The sequence below is a fragment of the Paenibacillus sp. OAE614 genome (assembly GCF_040546645.1).
Classification (GTDB): Bacteria; Bacillota; Bacilli; order Paenibacillales; family Paenibacillaceae; genus Paenibacillus_AQ; species Paenibacillus_AQ favisporus.
Genome location: NZ_JBEPOD010000001.1, coordinates 2,839,567 through 2,854,386, shown reverse-complemented (window position 1 = coordinate 2,854,386; position 14,820 = coordinate 2,839,567). Strand labels below are relative to the sequence as shown.

At 51.4% G+C, this 14,820-nt stretch carries 17 protein-coding genes; 2 read left to right on the top strand and 15 right to left on the bottom strand.

All coding sequences use genetic code 11. The features are described 5' to 3' along the window. Nucleotides 1-13: 13 nt before the first annotated feature. From ABIE48_RS13205 to ABIE48_RS13145, 13 genes are all read right to left on the bottom strand, one after another. Nucleotides 14-226, bottom strand: coding sequence for a hypothetical protein (locus tag ABIE48_RS13205; RefSeq protein WP_192714309.1), 213 nt, complete (start codon nt 224-226; stop codon nt 14-16). 1 nt (nt 227) lies between these two features. Next, on the bottom strand, nt 228-785 hold the full coding sequence (locus ABIE48_RS13200) for a hypothetical protein (RefSeq protein ID WP_192714310.1): 558 nt from the start codon (nt 783-785) through the stop codon (nt 228-230). 5 nt (nt 786-790) lie between these two features. After that, complete coding sequence (gene wecB, locus ABIE48_RS13195; protein ID WP_192714311.1) at nt 791-1,942, bottom strand: non-hydrolyzing UDP-N-acetylglucosamine 2-epimerase; 1,152 nt, start codon at nt 1,940-1,942, stop codon at nt 791-793. Between the two features lie 180 nt (nt 1,943-2,122). Further along, nucleotides 2,123-2,749 carry a hypothetical protein gene (locus tag ABIE48_RS13190; RefSeq protein WP_192714312.1) on the bottom strand — a complete coding sequence of 209 codons (627 nt, stop codon included), beginning with the start codon at nt 2,747-2,749 and terminating at the stop codon, nt 2,123-2,125. 99 nt (nt 2,750-2,848) lie between these two features. After that, nucleotides 2,849-3,907, bottom strand: a complete 1,059-nt coding sequence (locus tag ABIE48_RS13185) for an ATP synthase beta subunit C-terminal domain-containing protein (RefSeq protein ID WP_089547132.1) — start codon at nt 3,905-3,907, stop codon at nt 2,849-2,851. Between the two features lie 256 nt (nt 3,908-4,163). Then, nucleotides 4,164-4,514 carry a 4Fe-4S binding protein gene (locus ABIE48_RS13180; RefSeq protein ID WP_192714313.1) on the bottom strand — a complete coding sequence of 117 codons (351 nt, stop codon included), beginning with the start codon at nt 4,512-4,514 and terminating at the stop codon, nt 4,164-4,166. Beyond that, nucleotides 4,511-6,121, bottom strand: coding sequence for an FAD-dependent oxidoreductase (locus ABIE48_RS13175; protein WP_145020118.1), 1,611 nt, complete (start codon nt 6,119-6,121; stop codon nt 4,511-4,513). Before ABIE48_RS13175 ends, ABIE48_RS13180 begins: the two co-directional genes overlap by 4 nt. Nucleotides 6,122-6,152: 31 nt before the next feature. Beyond that, complete coding sequence (locus tag ABIE48_RS13170; protein WP_192714314.1) at nt 6,153-7,175, bottom strand: ABC transporter substrate-binding protein; 1,023 nt, start codon at nt 7,173-7,175, stop codon at nt 6,153-6,155. 27 nt (nt 7,176-7,202) lie between these two features. Beyond that, nucleotides 7,203-7,535, bottom strand: a complete 333-nt coding sequence (locus ABIE48_RS13165; protein WP_076166160.1) for a 4Fe-4S dicluster domain-containing protein — start codon at nt 7,533-7,535, stop codon at nt 7,203-7,205. After that, the gene (locus ABIE48_RS13160; RefSeq protein WP_145020124.1) at nt 7,532-9,133 is read right to left on the bottom strand and encodes an FAD-dependent oxidoreductase; all 1,602 of its coding nucleotides are present in this window, start codon (nt 9,131-9,133) and stop codon (nt 7,532-7,534) included. The genes ABIE48_RS13165 and ABIE48_RS13160 overlap by 4 nt, the downstream gene beginning before the upstream one ends. Before the next feature lie 32 nt (nt 9,134-9,165). Further along, nucleotides 9,166-10,083, bottom strand: coding sequence for an ABC transporter permease (locus tag ABIE48_RS13155; RefSeq protein ID WP_145020127.1), 918 nt, complete (start codon nt 10,081-10,083; stop codon nt 9,166-9,168). Nucleotides 10,084-10,095: 12 nt separating this feature from the next. After that, nucleotides 10,096-10,905, bottom strand: a complete 810-nt coding sequence (locus ABIE48_RS13150; RefSeq protein WP_145020130.1) for an ABC transporter permease — start codon at nt 10,903-10,905, stop codon at nt 10,096-10,098. Between the two features lie 36 nt (nt 10,906-10,941). Beyond that, nucleotides 10,942-11,718: an ABC transporter ATP-binding protein gene (locus ABIE48_RS13145; protein ID WP_116230670.1), complete on the bottom strand. Its 777-nt coding sequence runs from the start codon at nt 11,716-11,718 to the stop codon at nt 10,942-10,944. A 240-nt stretch (nt 11,719-11,958) separates the two neighbouring features. Here ABIE48_RS13145 and ABIE48_RS13140 point away from each other — a divergent pair, with 240 nt between their 5' ends. After that, complete coding sequence (locus ABIE48_RS13140) at nt 11,959-12,429, top strand: GNAT family N-acetyltransferase (RefSeq protein WP_192714315.1); 471 nt, start codon at nt 11,959-11,961, stop codon at nt 12,427-12,429. 38 nt (nt 12,430-12,467) lie between these two features. Here the strand turns inward: ABIE48_RS13140 and ABIE48_RS13135 are convergent, their stop codons facing one another. Continuing rightward, nucleotides 12,468-12,959 carry a GNAT family N-acetyltransferase gene (locus ABIE48_RS13135; RefSeq protein WP_354520628.1) on the bottom strand — a complete coding sequence of 164 codons (492 nt, stop codon included), beginning with the start codon at nt 12,957-12,959 and terminating at the stop codon, nt 12,468-12,470. 109 nt (nt 12,960-13,068) lie between these two features. Then, the gene (locus ABIE48_RS13130; protein WP_145020138.1) at nt 13,069-13,512 is read right to left on the bottom strand and encodes a DUF5348 domain-containing protein; all 444 of its coding nucleotides are present in this window, start codon (nt 13,510-13,512) and stop codon (nt 13,069-13,071) included. Nucleotides 13,513-13,920: 408 nt separating this feature from the next. Here ABIE48_RS13130 and ABIE48_RS13125 point away from each other — a divergent pair, with 408 nt between their 5' ends. Next, nucleotides 13,921-14,709, top strand: coding sequence for an AraC family transcriptional regulator (locus tag ABIE48_RS13125; protein ID WP_186325858.1), 789 nt, complete (start codon nt 13,921-13,923; stop codon nt 14,707-14,709). Nucleotides 14,710-14,820 lie beyond the last annotated feature (111 nt).

Below are 14,820 nucleotides of genomic sequence, written 5' to 3'. Positions count from 1 at the left end.
TCTTTATCCCGCCTTATTCACGATTTAAACCCTGCAGCTCATCCAATGCAAATCGGCCGTTCTCCCGGACCAAGACGTCATCAAACCAAAGCCGGCCGCCGCCCCACTTCCCGCACTGATTCAGCACGATATCCCAGTGGATGGAGGACAAATTGGCATGTTCGCATTGGTTTGGGACACTTCCGATGGCCAGATGGATACTTCCCCATATCTTTTCGTCAAACACTTTACTTTCTTACGCGTATCAGTTGGCGCTCTTTCCACTCAAAATTGTCCCCCAATTGGAAAGTGGACAAATCAATCATAAGATCATCCTGGTTAGGCAAGTCACTAAACCTTTCAAACCCATATGCGGTGCATGAGTACAGCTCCAGCTCTTCACCAGTCTTTAAATGACGATCGATATACCGGAACAGCTCCGTTATGCATTTTTTGCTGCATTGGAAAGATTCATGGGCAGACCGTTTCTTTGCATCACTCATCTCGAATGAGCCTCCATCAGGGTCTACCTGATAAATGTATGAGTGCTGGAACGGGCACGATGCATCTACTGATTTCATAGGACCCGCTATATACAAGCCGGCTGCGTCCAATTCTGTTTCGTAGATATCCATCAGCTGATCCCCCTCCGGGTCCTTTTCCAGTAGCGCTTGCATAACAATCTGATCTTTCGCTGATGGGTTCACTTTTTCAATGTAATCCCGAATGGTCATTACCGTTTTGTTCTTACCGAATGAGCCGGTAGGAAGCTCACGGCTTGAAGCGATGTAGTAGTATTGAGTCATTAGGCTTACTCCTCGAATTCATTTGGCAGGTCGTCAGTTAATCCGAAATGATGGGCAATAATATGTACGATTCTTTTGGAGGCGAGCCCGTCACCAAATGGGTTTCTCGCATTTGCCATCTGATGATAGAGATCCGGGTCCGTTAATAGTTTATTGGCTATGTTAAAAATAGAATCCTCTTGGGTTCCGGACAGGTAAACGGCATTCGCCGCAACAGCCTCTGGCCGTTCTGTAGTATCTCGCATCAGGATCAACGGTTTATTAAAAACGGGTGTTTCTTCTTGAAGTCCGCCTGAATCACTTAATACAAGATGAGAATGGGATAACAGATTGATCATATCAGGGTATTCAATGGGATCAAGCAAGTGGATCCGATCATGACCGGACAACATCGTAAATGCGGTATCTTGGACATATGGACTCAAATGAACCGGATAAACGATATGAACATCTGGATGTTCATCAGCCACACGTCGGATCGCCTTGAACATTTGCTGCATAGGTTCTCCATAATTTTCACGGCGGTGAGCCGTTACAGTAATCAATCTTCCTTGAAGTTGGACAAGATCGTTTAATTGTTCATTATGAAATTTATAATCAGCTTTATTGGTTAGAATTGCTGCATCGACGGCAGTTTGACCGGTAATAAAAATATGTTCGGAATCATAACCCTCTCTATTCAAATTGTTCTTGCTAACAGATGTCGGCGCAAATAGTAAATCTGTAATAACATCGACAATTCTGCGATTTATTTCTTCGGGCCAAGGCGAATATTTTTGATGAGAACGTAAGCCTGCTTCGACATGCCCAACCGGGATTTTATGAAAAAATGCTGTCAAGCTTCCGCACATCGCAGTCTGGGTATCGCCGTGAACCAGTATCATGTCAGGCTTATCCTCATTAATGATGTTGTCGAGGCCAACAATCGCAGCCGAAGTTAAGTAGGCCAGTGATTGATTTTCTTTCATCAAAGCCAAGTCGACATCGGGTTGAATATTAAAATGTGAAAGAGCTTGGGATAATTGTTCTCGGTGCTGGCCGGTAACAACCACCTTCGTCTCAAACCATTCATGATGATGGCGCAATTCTTGAATCACCGGGCACATTTTCGTCGCTTCGGGCCGCGTGCCGAATATAACCATTATTTTTTTCTTCATTGTCGATTCTCTCCTTTGGTAAATCCATTCTCTGCCACGATTTTATACCGTTTCCATAATATTACTTCGTTGCGAAGCAGCACATCTCCTTTTGTTCAGGAATGACTCCCTTTATAACCCAAACAGGCCGCCGTTGTTCGGCAGCCTGTAGCTTGTTTCACCTGGTATGTATTATTGTGCTTATTCGTCCAACACCCTCAAAATTTGATTCGCATAATCATCCCACGCTGCTTCGTCGGTGTTGATTTCCATTGCAGGAATGAGCGATTGTTTCATACATGTGCGCAGCCTTTCCTGATCCTCAACAAACTTGCGGCAAGCTTCGTCTGCAGACGGATGATTCGCCATGACATAGGACCGCCAGGCTTCACCTCGGCTTTCAACAAATCGGGTCGGAACAGCTTCCGGAGACAAGGTCAAAAGAACGCATTTTGCATTGAGACGCAGCAATCGCTGTTCCAAAGCTTCGATTTTTGAATGATCTGCGAATGCCGAACGATGATTAAGATGAAATCTCTCCAGGATGAAAAAAATTCCGTTAGACGGTTTTGCATGTCCCAGAGATTCAATCCAACCGTGCAGCTGCTCAAGATAAGCGATATGCTGATTTAACAGCTGGATATGTTCATTTTGATCCAAGGACCTCAGCACGCCGTGATCGGAATGCAGGATTTGCGAATAATGTTCACTTAGTGCGATCATCGTTCGCTCGGCATGCGGACTTAAACTTTGTACTCTTTTTAAAGCAGATAATACGGATGTCTTCCCAGTTGTGGATAAGCCTTCGAGTATGACGCCGCGAATCAAGCCGTTCACCTCTTTCGATAACCATTCGATACGGTTCGTAAGAGCCGGTCAGCTGGACCGGCCCCATGCAACCGTTTACCAGATCTCAATCATCGCGCTTCAGCTGGTGACTTCCAGCCGCCCTTTAAAAAATAATTCGGATGGCTCGGTAGCATCCATTTCACCGTCCAAGATCCGCTTCACATCAGCCAGTGTATCATAAAGCGTCAACCATTCACCCGGTTTCTTGGTATAGGGCTCGGATACGTAGAAAGGCTGTGCAAGATAAGCTTCGAGCCTTTCGCCACGTTGGTACAGCTGCAAATCACTATCAGAAATTTTCTCCGCCCCCAGTACGGTCACCAGCGATCTCAGTTCTCTGTAACGGCGGAGCAGTTTCCGTGCCGCTTGCTGGGTGGTCAGATGAACGGCATCCAGATGCGCTCCCTCCAGAACGGTCGAGGTCGACCCGATCGGATCGATAGCCGGATAAATGCCTCGGCTGATCAGATCGGTGTCAAATCTCCACAGGGTGTCCAAAGGTCCATACGCATTATCGTCGTCAGCCGCTTCACACTTAATATCTACAAGGGCGATCGTGATGGGCCGGGCTCCCACCTCTTTAAGACGATCTCGCAAGGATAATAACTCGCCGGATAAAACTTTGCTCCGATCAACGCCCAGGAGGATATCTTTTTCCCCGCGCAGCTGCACAATTTGCTGATAAACGTCCTCTTTGGCCGAATGGGAAAACTCGGATTGCTCCTGAACCAGCTCGACGCCCGAAATGTCCGATTGCGGGTCCCAGAACACGGTTGCGAATCCCCGTTTCTTCATGCGGAGCATCAGCTCTGCGAGCATAACGAGCTGCCCCATGTTCGGCCGTGCCACAAATCCAACCGTTCCCCCGCGAACTACCGGGGCGAGCAAATCCAACGCTTTTACACCTGTCTCGATCATACGAACACCACTCCCTCTAATAATGAGTTCATCAAGACTGCATCCCGCCAAAGAAGCAAGAGCCACCAACGTCCTTACTTCAGCGCGGCCGACGGGGATTTTCCCTGTACATAGATTGGAAACCGTTGCCGCTCTTAGACCAGCCTCTCGTGCCGCCGTCGTTAGATTGGGTACGCGTCGGCGCAGCAGCGGAACGTTAAGCTGTAACTCCTCATCCATTTTTAGCACCCCCTTACTTTGTATAGTAATTTATTTTACTCTATAGAGCAATAGATGGTTAGGAAAAATTTGTGATTGTGTGTTACCTTGTACCCAAGACATATTTAAAACCTCAACATTTGAGTGAAAACCGAGGACTCTAATACAAATTGGTTACTCACTCACCCATTCGCGGCAGCCGATCAGCACGCCAAAAAAGCCACCCTTGTTTGAAATCAGGGTGGCTTTTCACAACCATATGCTTCAGTACGTTACATTAGCTTTCCTTTGGCCGGTGGGTTTTCGTAAATTGTTCAAAAAACGGCGTAGTATCCCGTGCGGCCATCGTCGTTTCACTGCCCGTGGTCCATCCGATTTCTGCCCTCCAGCTGCCGAGTATTCCTTGGTGCAACAACGCCACTTCGCTGACCTCCACGGATCGGTCCGCATAAGGCGCAACATACAAAGCATCAACTGGACAATACGCTTCGCACATAAAGCATGTCTGGCAGTCTTCCTGCCTGGCGATCGCAAGCTGTCCATCCTGCATATCAAACACGTTGGTTGGACAGACCTTTACGCAAATGGAACAACCGATGCACCGCTCCCGGCTGACCAGCTCGATCATAAGACCATCCCCTCCTCCGGCGTGAGTTCGGACGCATGAGGGACTTTTTCCGCCCGGATGTGGATTCTGTCGACCCCCGACACCAGAAGGCGGTGGGTCTGGCGAGGATCCAGCTGGGGGTATTCCGCAAAGGCATGCAGCCCGCGGCTCTCTTTGCGCGCAAGGGCGGCCGAGTACATCCATCTTGCCGTAGCCACCATGCCTGCCGCTTCCCGGGCACGGACACGATGACGGTGATCGTCAGATACGCTGTCATGCAAAAAAGGAACAAGCCCGTGCAAACGGTCGAGAGACGCCCTGATGACCGGTTCGCTGCGAAAAAAGTTAATCGACAAGGGGAACACCTCGCGCTGAACGGCCGAGATGATTTGCGGGACGTCCATCAGCCGGTCGGCGTCGGAGTGCTGCACCAAGCCGTATCGTCCTGCCGGCGTCAGATCCCGCTTACCGACATCCCCAACCTGGGATAATGCATACTCCGCAGCACCTTCGCCCGCCCAGTTTCCGCTGCATATCGCCCAGGAAGCGTTATAGGCTCCTCCGCCTGAAATGGCGCCCGTTACTTTCTCTCGCGAGGCGGCATCGCCCGCTGCGTATAAACCCGGAACGCTCGTGCGGCAATCGTTCCCGGTGAGCCGCAGCCCGCCCGTCCCGCGCATCGTCCCTTCGTACCGGAGCGTGAGCGGAAACTTATCCCGGAACGGATCGATGCCTGCGCGCTCGAGCGGCATAAAGAAGATAGGATGCGCGTGACGAAGAAACCGCCGCTTCTCCTCCGTGTCGGCCAAATTGATCGAGGCGTACACCGGTCCTTTCAGGAGATGCTGCTGCAGACTGCCGAAGGCGCGGTCACCCCGGCCGATCACGCGTCCTTCTTGATCATAGAGCGTAGACCAAGCCAGCATTCTCCCCCGGGTCACACTGCCAAAGGCGGCGCTCGGCGCATATTGGCGGCTGAATTCCATCCCGGAAAGCTCGGCTCCCGTTTCGGCGGCCATAAGAAGTCCCTCGCCGGTCAGTACGTTGCAGCCCAATCCATTGCTCAGGAACGCGCAGCCGCCGGTAGCCAGAACGACCGCATTGGAGCGCACTTCCCATTCTCTGCCCGTCAGCCGGTTCACGCCCCTTGCTCCCCCGACGCCATTCGCATCGTGCAGCAGCTCCAGCGCAGGGGATTGATCCAATATGCGCACACCGGCCTGCCGGACCGCACGGCGCATCAGCTTCATATATTCGGGGCCGTGCAAATGCGTGCGGAGCGGATTCCCGTTATGATCTTTCGGAAAGGGATATCCCCATTCTCCGACTTTTTCCAAATAGGTCTCCACCTCATCCAGGACCCGGTGAATCCAGGCATTCTCCGACAGATAGCCGCCTGCCTTGAGCCTGCTCTGCACGGCATCTTCCCGCATCTCGGCAATCGGAGGAATCACCAGCAGGGTTGTTCCTCCAGGTGCCGTCGCACCGCTGCTGCCCAAGAAGCCTTTATCCGCAAGCACAACCCTTGCTCCCTTGGACGCGGCTCTCCATGCCGCCCAAGCGCCAGCTGGCCCGCCACCAAGAACCAGTACATCCGTGGTTAATTGAATATCCAATTTGGGTGCCATCCGCTGCAATCCCCCCCTGTCGTCCTGTACGTTATTTCAGCACCCAGTCGTTCATATCAAAATCTTTTTTCGCAAGCTTTTCTTCAACCAGAAAGTCTTTCGTTCCTTCAATCAGCTTTAAGCCGTCATCGGTAAACGGCGTATCCTTGATCTCGCTGATCGGGCTGATTTTCTTGATAATATCGGGAGTCGTTCCCTGCGCATCCGCGACAAACTGGTAGTATTCATCTTCGTGCTGCTTTAAGTCATCCAGCGCCTTTTTGCGCGCTTCATTCCATATTTTCGGAAAGTCGGGGAATTTGGCCAGAAAAGCGTCCGACACGACAGTAGCACTCGTACCGATCAGATCGGGATGTTTGGTGGCATCGTCAAGCAGCGGATAACCTTCGTCAATCTGCTTCATCGCCTGCACTCCATTGTTGGTCAACGCGTCGACATCCCCCCTTGCCAAAGCAGCCTGCGCATCGGGAATCAGCATGTGAACCAGCTTATAATCCTTCACGCCCTCCTGTTTGAGCAGGCCAACGACATAGCGGTGCATAAAAGATCCCTTTTGAATGGCAATCGTTTTGCCTTCCAAATCTTTGATGGACTTAGCTCCGCCTTTTTTGGCAAACAAGTACCCAATGGAATAGGTCGCTGGCTGGGAAATCAAACGTGTTTTCGCACCGGAGGCGTAAGCGATGATCGCTGGTGTATCGCCAAGGCTGCCCGCGTCCAGCCGGCCGCTGACTAATGATTCTGTTTGGTCGGGTCCGTTGGGAAAGCCGGTCAGGTTCACCTGCGTAATCCCATGCTTCTTCAGTTCCTCCTGAATAATCCCTTTATGGAATCCCCAGCCTTCAGCTCCGCTTGACGGCACATTTAATTTATTGATCCCGATGTAGCCATAATTGAGTACCGTCGGCTTATCCGCGGCAGCTTCGGCAGCATCCCCGGTGCGCTTGGACGGCGAGCAGCCCTGAACCACGATGACAGCTAGCAGACCTGCAAGAATGACAGCTGACTTCCAAAAGCGGCCGTGTTTGGTGTTTTTATGATGTGTTGTCTTCATGATTGGCTCCCCCACTTCAGTCGATAATTAAAATCCGCTCCGCTTCGACAGCTGATACATATATTCGTGACTGGCGACAGGCTTGCGGCCTTTCCCCCAGCCAACCTTCTCCCGGTATCCTCCCATTAGGCCTTGTTCTGACAGCTCGCTTTCCGTGACACCGATGACCGACTCGGATTCCGGGGCGACATACAAGGCGTCGACAGGGCAGTACAGCTCGCACATAAAACAGGTCTGGCAATCGCTTTGCCGGGCGATCACGGGAATCCCGTCAGCAACGCGATCGAATACGTTGGTAGGACATACAGACACGCATTGATTGCAGGCAATGCATTTGCTTTCACTGATAACTTCGATCAATGGACGACGACCTCCTTACGGACTTGTTCCGGACGAACCCATAATTGGTCCAATCCGCCTGTGATCAGGCGGTAGTGCTGATTGTCGTCCATCCCGGCAAAATCACTGCGCTTATGCATGCCCCTGGATTCCGTCCGGGCCAAGGCGGATGTGTACATCCAACGGGCCGTTGCCGTCATGGCGGCCGCTTCCCTTGCTTTGACGCCATCCACCGTGTGCTCAATAGCCTGCTCCCGCTGCTCGTTCCATAAGCCGTTCAGCCTGTTCAAAGACTGGGTCATCACCTCACCGGTCCGGAACAGGTTGCGGTCATAAGGTTTGACCTCATCCTGAACGGCCTGCACCCATTCCGCTGCCCGGCTTGGTTTAACGCTGCCTTTGCCTTCCTCCACGATCGGCTGGGTGGACTTTCGCTGTAAATTGCGGCTTCCATCACCGGCACCCAGCTTCTTGACGTAGGCCGCCGCACCTTCTCCGGCGAAGGAGCCGGAGGACATGGCCCAAGCTGCATTGTGGCTCCCTCCTCCGGTAAACCCGCCGCAAATCAGCTCTCGGGTGGCAGCGTCTCCTGCCGCATAGAGTCCGGGCACATCGGTTGCGCAGAGCTCATCCGCAAGCCGGATGCCGCCGGTACCACGGACCGTCCCTTCCAGGCGAAGCGTAACCGGGAACGGGTCCGTAAACGGATCGATGCCGCGGCGGTCGAACGGCAAGAAGAAGTTGGTCTGGCCCACCCGGAGCAGCGGCTTCAAGTGCTCTGGCGCCTGATCGAGGACGGCATAGACCTGCCGCCCTTCCATAAGATTACGCGCAATCACGGAGCGCCCCCGCTTGGAACCGGCTCCTTCGACAATCGTGCCGTCTTCGTAATAGAAGCTGGCATAGCTGTAATAAGCCGTCTTCGTCACGGACGAGAATGTCGGGCAAATCGCGTAAGCGTTGGAAAATTCCATGCCGGACAGATTCGCCCCGGCCTCAGCGGCCATTAGATACCCGTCGCCCGTGAGGACATTGCAGCCGAGCGCTTTGCTGAGAAAGGCGCAGCCGCCTGTTGCGATCACAACCGCTCCGGCCTCCACCGTCCAGGGGATACCCGTCTGCGTATTGGCCCCCGCAGCGCCTCCCACGCCATGCTCGTCGGCCAGAAGCTCCAGCGCCGGGCTGTGGTCCAGAATCGTCACGCCCGCCTTCCTGACGACCTTGCGCATGAGGCGCATATATTCCGGCCCCTGCAGGCTGCGCCGGTGCTGATTGCCCTCGTCATCCAGCGGGAACGGATACCCCCAGCCTGCCAGCTGATTCATATTGGCATAGGTGCGGTCGAGCACCCTGTTCATCCAGCGGTGTTCCGCCAGCCTTCCGCCCATGTCATAGCGGCTGGCTTTGGCTTCTTCCCTCAGCCGTTCATCCGGCTTTACATACCACACTCCCGTGCCTGAAGGCGCCGTTGCCCCACTGGAGCCGCAATATCCTTTATCGGCCAGCACCACTCTGGCTCCCTTGGCGGCTGCCGTAACGGCGGCCCAAGTACCCGCCGGTCCCCCGCCGATCACCAATACGTCCGTTTTCAAATGCTGCGCCTGTTCCTGAATTGCCATTTGCCACGCCTCCTATTTTTTCGGAATTGGATTTAACCACGATAGGAATCACGCCAATGAAGCCACCTGCGCTCCAGCAGGCGAACCAGCGAATCGATCAGCTTGCCTACAACCGCGAAGATCAGAATGCCGACAAAAATAACCGGGGTATCCGAGTTTTGCTTGGCTTCATTGATCATAAAACCGATCCCGGCCGTAGAACCTACGAGTTCCGCAACGACAAGGCTGATCCACGATACAGCCAGCGACAATCTGACGCCAAGCAGGATACTCGGCAGTGCCCCGGGAACAATCAGCCGCGTGAAGCGTTGATACGGCTTGAATTCGAGCACCCTGCCCACTTCGAACCATTTACCGTCCACTTGGCGAATCCCAGCGTATGTATTGATATACATGGGAAAAAAAGAACCGGAAATGATGATGGCAATCTTGGAGGTTTCGCCAAAGCCAAACCACAATATGATCAAGGGTGCGATGGCCAAATGTGGAACCAGCCGCAGCACCTGGATGCTGGGATCGAGCAAATACTCCGCCTTGCGGAACATACCGGTAAAACATCCAAACACCAGTCCAAGCAGGCCTCCGATCGCAAATCCGAGGAGCGTACGCTGTATACTCACTCCAATCTGGTAGGCAAGATCACCCGAGGCAATGAGATGATTCAACGATTTCAGAATGACCCACGGCGTCGGCATGAATTCGGGCGATATCCAGCCTGCGCCGCCTGCCCATTGCCATAACACCACCACCACAACCGGTATAATAGATGCCCATAACAGATCGGCCCACCATCTCTTGGAGCTCCTCGGCTGCCTGTTCGTTTGTACGATATCCGCTGTAACCTTAACTGCATCCTCCCCAGCCGCGGGATCTGAATGTGGAGGTGAATGGATACCTAGATCTTGTTTAACGGTTGTTTGCGGAATCGGTATTTCGCTTTGCAGGCTCATTTGATTACCTCCTTACCTGTTATAGCTTTCCTTCCACCTTAACAACCTGCGTTCCGCCAGCCGAACGATATAATCCGTAATGAGTCCCGCGGCCGCAAACACGATAATGCCTACGAATACGACCGGCGTATCGGCAAACTGACGGGCATCGGACATCATATAACCGACCCCGGAAGTCGAAGCTATCAATTCAGCTACCACCAGACCCAGCCACGATAACCCGATCGATAACCGGGTTCCTAGGAGGATGTTAGGAAGCGCCGCCGGGATCACCAGCCTTTTGATCTGCTGGATGCGGCTGTACCCGAGTACACGGGTCACTTCGAACCATTTGTTATCGACATTACGAATACCGAGATAAGTATTGATATAGAGTGGGAAGAAGGCCCCTTTGGCGATCAACAGAATTTTGGATTCCTCGCCAATTCCGAACCAAAGAATAAACAGCGGCACGACAGCAAGGCTCGGAATCATGCGGATCATTTGAAGCGTAGGATCAAGCATCTTTTCGACTTTCGCAAACAGACCGACCAGTATTCCGAACAAGAGTCCCAAGCTCCCCCCGAGCGCAAATCCTGCAAGTGCCCGCACGGCGCTGATCCGGAAATGATCCCATAAATCACCGGATTGAGCGAGACCGACAAAGGCCTTCAGAATGACGAGAGGCGTCGGGAACAACAAATCGGATATATACCCCAGCTGTCCGAAGATCTGCCACAAAACAAGGACGGCTCCCGGCAGAATCAGTCCCAGCCCGAGAAGCTTCCACCTTCCGAGGCCCGCTCTCAGGGATGGTCCTGCTGCTGAAATTTCGTGACTCATACAATCACCTGCCTTCCTGACATGAGTAAAAGATTTTTATATACCTGCCCCATCCGTAAGCTCTAACTCATCCAGGGAATCCAGCAGCTTAAGCACGCGGAGCCGAAGCTCTTGAAAGGATGACGTCGTTTTCTTCCGGGGATAGGGAAGATCGATCGGCACGATGCTCTTGATTTGACCCGGCCGCGGCTTGAGAATGACGACCCGGTTGGCCAGAAATACGGCTTCATCAATGTCATGGGTGACAAAAATCATCGTCGTCTGATTTCTGCGCCAAATGTCCAGCAGCACATCCTGCATATGCGCCCTAGTGAACGCGTCCAATGCGCCAAACGGTTCATCCAGCAGCAGCACCCGGGGATTGCGCAGCAGCGCCCTTGCGATCGCCACCCGTTGGGCCATCCCTCCGGACAGCTCCTTGGGATAGGCTTTTTCAAAGCCCCCAAGTTTGACCAGTTCGATGAGTTCATCGACCTTGCGCCTAACCTCGGGATCACGCAGTGACAGATCCGCGGCAATATTTTTCTCCACCGTCAGCCAAGGAAATAGACGATGCTCCTGAAAAATAAATCCTTTGTCGATTCCCGGTCCCGTAATGTTCTGGCCGGCTAGTGTAATGGTGCCGGAATACTGTCCGTCCAGTCCGGCGATGATGCGCAGCAGCGTGCTTTTCCCGCAGCCGCTCGGACCGATGACCGTAATGAACTCTCCTTCCCGGATGTTCAAATCCACTTTGTGCAGTGCTTCAACACGTCCTTTGGCTGTATCAAAGCTTTTACTCAGCGCCGTGATGTTTAGCAAAGTCTCCGCCATATGCTCTGCCTCCCTTTAGAAATCAAATGATGCCGACAAGCCAAAATTATATTTTCCTACCCGTTTACTTGGATATATGACAGCACTTTATCATTCTAAATCCGATTCAACAAGTAGGGATTAATAAATTCGATTGCTAATTCAAAATTCTGATCCATTTCTTTAGCGGGGTATACAGAATCTCCAATTAGGTCGTATGATAGTACGGTAGATTGGTTTTCAGTAATGGAGGTTGTCATCATGATCATCCGAGAAATCGAGGAAAAAGACAATAAGCCGGTCGAGCAGCTAATCCGGACATGCTTGATTGAGTTTGGTGCGAACAAGCCCGGAACCGCCTGGGCCGATCCCGATTTAGGTAACTTTTATTACGTATATCGCCCTAAAGGATCAAAATATTGGGTGGCCGAAGATGAGGGCCGGATTGCCGCCGGATGCGGCATTGGACCTGTGCCAGGTTTCCCGCACATTTGCGAGCTGCAGAAAATGTACTCCTGCCAGGAAGCCAGGGGAACGGGGATCGCGGCGGAGCTGCTGCGGGTTGCGCTCGATTTTGCCAAAGAGCATTACGAGCAGTGCTACCTGGAAACATTCCATAACATGACGGCGGCCAACAAATTTTATCTCAAGCACGGGTTTGTTCCGATGGACAAGCCGCTAAGTGCGACCGAGCATTTTGCCTGTGACGCCTGGTATATCAAGATGCTGTGAACAGCAAAAAAGCACCCCGCAGGGTGCTTTCATTCGTTTTACACGATCGGCTTTTCCATCACATAATCGTCCATGACAAAACCGTTTCCGATATCGGCCACTTGCGTGCGCACGGTTTTAAACCCTTTTTTCTCATAAACCGCAATCGTCGAGTCGTTATGCCGGTTCACGGTAAGCCAAATGGCGCTTAAGCTCCGATCTTTGCACAGAGTTGTCAGAAACTCCATAGCCCGGCTTGCGTACCCATGCCCTCTGTACTCCCTGGCAATGTACAATTTGCTCAGGAACAGCTTGCCTTCTTCCTGCTTGACACCGATATATCCAACATGAGCCCCGTCAACATTGATAAAGTAATACTCGTATCCTTGATGTTGAATTTGGTCGGTTATAGCGGGAACCGATTGAAATTTGTCGACCATGTAGTTGATTTGATCCCGTGTGATGATGCTGATAAAGTATTCGTGCCAAATCCCATAGGCCAGATCAGCCAAGGCTGCAATCTCCTCTTCGGTGTTTACTTGAGTTAACATAACTTCCACTCACGCTGCCCCCTCATTCCCAGTGCTCAAAGCTGCTGCCATTCTAGCACATCCGATCTTCTCGTGACAAACGTGATCGTGTTATACACCGCACCGCTCTCTATTCGGAGGGGTACTGCTTGACCCTTACCGTTAGACCCTCTAAGTCAAGTCTGGGAAAACCCGTTAATGCATACTCCTCACCGCACAATTCGACACCGCTTTCAATCCATTCGGCATCCTGCTCCGAACTGCGGAACAAGACCTCGACGGCAGAACCCGCAGTTAACATGATACCTGTGTTTCCGATGGCATATTGTCCATCAGCGTTCTTTATCAACGCACCTTGGGCAATCACTCTTGCCCCAATGCCTTGAATCAGGCGGCGGACGGCGGACAGCTCGTCTTCCACTTTGGAGAATGTCGAACACAGATACATATCGTCCGGATCAGCCGGGTCAAAATGGTCACTCCACGTGTCGTCAATCTGCCGAAGGCTATGGGTGATTTCTTTCAAATGGGCTTCCAAGTTTAATAGTTCCTGTAGCATCGTATCCTTTGTCATGCGAACCCCTTATCCATAAAAAATTTATTGACGCTGTCTCACCAAAAACGTTTTCTGACCATGACAATCCCGGCAAGCAACCGCAGCAAGCCAGAGAGCTAAATAATTCGGTAATCGCTTACAAAAACGGTTTGAATCGAACGCACCATTCATGATATGGTACTCAAGTATGCTCCACTGAACTATAATCAAATTTGTAACAAGTAAACAGGAATTTTCACATTCATAAGCCTGTAATCCGGCTTGCAATAACTAATGATGACTGAATTTCTTCATTACAACTATGCTTATTATAAAAGTAAACCATTTTTAGAATCCATAGAGCAACTAAATATTATTTGTAATTATTAAATATAGATTTTATCATGCCGTCCGAATATGGATAAAATGGAACAAGGGGGATTCCGCATGGATTTGAAAAGGCTGCAAAATCTCGTTCCAGACGTTGTTTTCTTCGTGGACAGGCGCTGTTTCCCACAATGGGAAATTATTCGCCAAACGATCAATTTTCAGGATTTGACATTTGTTGTCGAAGGGAAATCCAATTATTTTATTAATGGCGTTAAATATACGGTGGAGGCCGGGGATGTGATTTACATACCCGTGGGCAGCGTTCGCGAAGCTTACACATTTACGGACTGTCCCATGCACTCTTACGCATTCAACTTCAAATGGCTTGCTCCTGGCAAATCGGAAGCGCTTCCACTTCAGACCGTTACGAAAAACCTCATCACGAGCGAAATCCTGGGTTACATCAAGCAGTTCACCCAGGTGTGGATGCGCAAACATCCGGGCTATATCATGCATGCAAGAGCGCTGTTTATGCTTATCGTCCATCATGTCCTCATCACCAATACCTACCGCAGCGCCGGACATCACCCTGTTGATCCACGCGTCAACAAGGTGCTCGAATATATTATCGACCATTATCCGGAGGATCTGCATTTAACCGGTATGGCGGATATCGTCAACCTGAACCCCGTCTATTTCGGCAAATTGTTCAAACAAGTCACGGGATATTCCTTCAAGGAATATGTGAACCAGATCAGGATCAATCAAGCGGAAATGCTGCTGTCCACCGGAGGCTTCACGGTGACTCAGGTTGCGGACCGTTGCGGATTCCATGATATATCGTATTTCAGCAACGTATTTAAGTCGATCAAAGGATATCCTCCTTCAGCCGTTCCGAAGTCATGACGGAGGTCAGAAATCCGGAATGTTGAACCGTCTCCTGGGTGGAATATATTACCTCTGTTTCCCCCGGTTTCTCCGCTAAATAAACGAGTGCATGGTACCGATATATTGGTT

Bases quoted from the DNA above. Each gene is read 5' to 3' on its own strand.
- ABIE48_RS13180 (WP_192714313.1), bottom strand. From the start codon at position 4,514: ATGATCGAGCTGGTCAGCCGGGAGCGGTGCATCGGTTGTTCCATTTGC.
- ABIE48_RS13175 (WP_145020118.1), bottom strand. From the start codon at position 6,121: ATGGCACCCAAATTGGATATTCAATTAACCACGGATGTACTGGTTCTT.
- ABIE48_RS13145 (WP_116230670.1), bottom strand. From the start codon at position 11,718: ATGGCGGAGACTTTGCTAAACATCACGGCGCTGAGTAAAAGCTTTGAT.
- ABIE48_RS13185 (WP_089547132.1), bottom strand. From the start codon at position 3,907: ATGGATGAGGAGTTACAGCTTAACGTTCCGCTGCTGCGCCGACGCGTA.
- ABIE48_RS13160 (WP_145020124.1), bottom strand. From the start codon at position 9,133: ATGGCAATTCAGGAACAGGCGCAGCATTTGAAAACGGACGTATTGGTG.
- ABIE48_RS13155 (WP_145020127.1), bottom strand. From the start codon at position 10,083: ATGAGCCTGCAAAGCGAAATACCGATTCCGCAAACAACCGTTAAACAA.
- ABIE48_RS13170 (WP_192714314.1), bottom strand. From the start codon at position 7,175: ATGAAGACAACACATCATAAAAACACCAAACACGGCCGCTTTTGGAAG.
- ABIE48_RS13130 (WP_145020138.1), bottom strand. From the start codon at position 13,512: ATGACAAAGGATACGATGCTACAGGAACTATTAAACTTGGAAGCCCAT.
- ABIE48_RS13125 (WP_186325858.1), top strand. From the start codon at position 13,921: ATGGATTTGAAAAGGCTGCAAAATCTCGTTCCAGACGTTGTTTTCTTC.
- ABIE48_RS13150 (WP_145020130.1), bottom strand. From the start codon at position 10,905: ATGAGTCACGAAATTTCAGCAGCAGGACCATCCCTGAGAGCGGGCCTC.
- ABIE48_RS13200 (WP_192714310.1), bottom strand. From the start codon at position 785: ATGACTCAATACTACTACATCGCTTCAAGCCGTGAGCTTCCTACCGGC.
- wecB (WP_192714311.1), bottom strand. From the start codon at position 1,942: ATGAAGAAAAAAATAATGGTTATATTCGGCACGCGGCCCGAAGCGACG.
- ABIE48_RS13140 (WP_192714315.1), top strand. From the start codon at position 11,959: ATGATCATCCGAGAAATCGAGGAAAAAGACAATAAGCCGGTCGAGCAG.
- ABIE48_RS13135 (WP_354520628.1), bottom strand. From the start codon at position 12,959: ATGTTAACTCAAGTAAACACCGAAGAGGAGATTGCAGCCTTGGCTGAT.